Consider the following 2,603-nt stretch of genomic DNA (forward strand, 5'->3'; position numbering starts at 1 on the left):
GCGAGCGCCCGTACCGGGCCACCCTCCTCGCCGACGTGCGCGCCCTGGCCCGGGCGCTCGCCGCTCCACCGGCCGAACCGCGCTGGCGGGAACGGCTGCTCGTCCGGTTGGGCCCGGTGTGCCAGGGCTTCGCCGAGCACGTGCGGGTCACCGAGGGACCCGCCGGTCTCTACGCGGAACTGCTTGCCCAGGCACCCCGCCTCGAGCGGGGCGTACGACTGTTGAACCGGGATCACGCCGCGATCGCCGCCGCGATCGCGGCCTTCCGGCAGGCGGCGGAGCGGCCCGGCGCGTCGGTCGACGATCTCCTCGACCGGGCCGGCGACCTGCTGCGGCTGGTGGTCCGGCATCGGCAACGCGGCGCCGACCTGATCTGGCAGGCGTACCAGACCGATCTGGGCGGGGAGACCTGAGCCCGGGCACGCCGGAACCCGGCGCGGTGGGCACGCGTCCAACCGGTATGCGTCGATCAGTCGCCCTGCTGGGCCTGCCCCTGATGGTGATCGCCGCCGGCTGCGCCCCGGCCGGCTCCGGCCCGGCCGCCGGCCCCGGCAGCCCGGATCAGCGCTGGGCGGCGTTCGACCAGCGGGCCACCGAGGTGGCGGCGGCGTGGCGACCCGGCCCGGCGTGGCGTACCGGGTACGTGCCGTTGCAGGAGCCGACCGTGCTGCTCGGCGATCCGAAGTTCAGCCCCGACACCGCCATGGCCTTCCAGGCCGGCTGGTACCGCGATCAGATCAGCCTGCCGACCAGCCCGCCGCCCGCCGGAACGGTTCGGTTCCCCGACGGCACCCTGCGGGTACCCCTGGTCGGCGCAGCCGAGGCGTACCAGCAGCTCGACCAGGGAGACCCGCCGCCGTGCGAGGGGCGGCCCACGGCGCCGGCGCGGCCCAAGAACGGTCCGACCATCGAGCCGGGGCCGGACGGCCCGGTCAGCAGCGAGCCGCAGACCGCCTGCGTCCCGCTGACCGTCACCGCCGTCGAGCTCGGCACCGCGCCGGTGCGCACCAGCCGCGGCGAGGCCCGGGTACCGGCGTGGCTGTTCACCGTGGAGGAGCTCTCGGCGCGGGTGGCCCGCCTCGCCGTCGCCCCGGACGCGGTCACCGCCGCACCCGAACCGACCGCGCCGGGCCGACCAGCGCCGGACGGCGTCGTCGGCGCGCAGGACCTCACCACCGTCGAGGGGACGACGCTGACCTGGCGGCTCGGCGTGGGCAGCTGCGACACCGGGATCACCCCGCTGATCAGGGAGGACGATGACGTGGTGGTGGTCGGCGGCGGCGTCACCCGGGCCACCGGTGACTGCAACGCGATGCTCAAGCTCGAACCGGTCACCGCGACGCTGGCGGCGCCGCTGGGCGACCGGCCCGTGCTCGACGTGCTCACCGGCGCGCCGCTGCGGATCGTCAGGAGCTGACCGGTCGCGGTCGCCCGGCGGCAGCTGCAGGGCGGCGTAGACGCTGGCGCCGATCGGGGTCGTGCGGGCCGCCCGGGCCCGGGGCGGGTCAGAGCAGCCGGGGTACGTCGGTGCTCACCGGCACCGGCAGCACCGTCGGCCGGTCGGCCCGCAGCCCGGCGGTCAGGGCGTCGCCGACCTGATCCGGCGTCTCGACCACTTCCGTGTGGCAGCCGTAGCCGCGGGCGACGGCGGCGAGGTCGATTCCGGGCAGGTCCAGCCCGGGCACGCCCGGCGTGTGCTTGAAGTCGGCGAAGGACTTGAGAATGGCGTACTGCTGGTTGACCGGCACCACGACGACCAGTGGCAGCCGCAGCCGCGCCGCGGTCCACAGCGCCTGGACGGAGTAGTGGACGGACCCGTCCCCGATCACCGCGATCACCGGCCGGCCGCGGCCCGTGTCGCGCTCCGCCAGCGCGATGCCGACCGCCGCCGGCAGGCCGTAGCCCAGCCCGCCGCTGGCCATCGTGAAGTACGACCCCGGCCGGGTGGTCCGCAGCCGCCGGCGCAGCGCGGGCAGGCTGGACGGGGACTCCTGCACCAGCACCCCGTCGGTGGGCCAGTGCCGGGCCAGCACCGCGAAGAGCGCGTCGGCGGCCAGCGGCAGCCCCTCCGGCGGTGGCGGCGGGTCGACCGGCCCGGCCGGCGCCGGCCGACCCGCCGCCACCGGCACCAGGTCGACCAGGGCGGCCAGGGTCAGCCCGGCGTCGCCGAGCAGGCTGTCCCCGACCGGCGCTCGGGCCGCCTCGTCCGGGTCGTCGGTGACGTGCAGCAGCCGGGTGTCGGCGGGCAGGGTGTCGCCCGGCACGTGCGGGTAGTAGCGGAACACCGGCGCGCCGACGACCAGCACGGTGTCGTGCCCGCGCAGCCGGTCGGCGAGCGGGCCGATGGCGAACGGGAGAACGCCCTGGAAGTGCGGGTGGTCCTCCGGAAAGGCGGCCCGCTCCGGTGCGGGCGCCGACCAGACCGGCGCGGCGAGCCGTTCGGCCAGCGCGACGGCGGCCGGCCAGCCACCGGCCCGGTCGACAGCCGCGCCGAACACCAGCACCGGGGAGCGACTGCTGGCCAGGACGGCGGCGAACTCCCGCAGCCGCTCCGGGTCGGGCGCGAACCGGGTGGCCACCGTGCGCACCGGCGGGGGCCTGTC

3 protein-coding genes are annotated in these 2,603 nt (G+C 77.0%); 2 read left to right on the forward strand and 1 reads right to left on the reverse strand.

Going from position 1 to position 2,603, the window contains the following annotated elements:
* Both C1I99_RS31040 and C1I99_RS31045 read left to right on the forward strand, forming a co-directional pair.
* Positions 1-413, forward strand: a 413-nt coding sequence (locus C1I99_RS31040) for a hypothetical protein (protein WP_111137697.1), incomplete at its 5' end; no start/stop codon positions are given.
* 47 nt (positions 414-460) lie between these two features.
* The gene (locus tag C1I99_RS31045) at positions 461-1,417 is read left to right on the forward strand and encodes a hypothetical protein (RefSeq protein WP_111137698.1); all 957 of its coding nucleotides are present in this window, start codon (positions 461-463) and stop codon (positions 1,415-1,417) included.
* An 88-nt stretch (positions 1,418-1,505) separates the two neighbouring features.
* Here C1I99_RS31045 and C1I99_RS31050 read toward each other — a convergent pair.
* Positions 1,506-2,603: thiamine pyrophosphate-dependent enzyme (locus C1I99_RS31050; protein WP_111137699.1), on the reverse strand; the 1,098-nt coding region annotated here is incomplete at its 5' end.

Source organism: Micromonospora deserti (assembly GCF_003236335.1).
GTDB lineage: Bacteria > Actinomycetota > Actinomycetes > Mycobacteriales > Micromonosporaceae > Micromonospora > Micromonospora deserti.

Bases quoted from the DNA above. Each gene is read 5' to 3' on its own strand.
- C1I99_RS31045 (WP_111137698.1), top strand. From the start codon at position 461: ATGCGTCGATCAGTCGCCCTGCTGGGCCTGCCCCTGATGGTGATCGCC.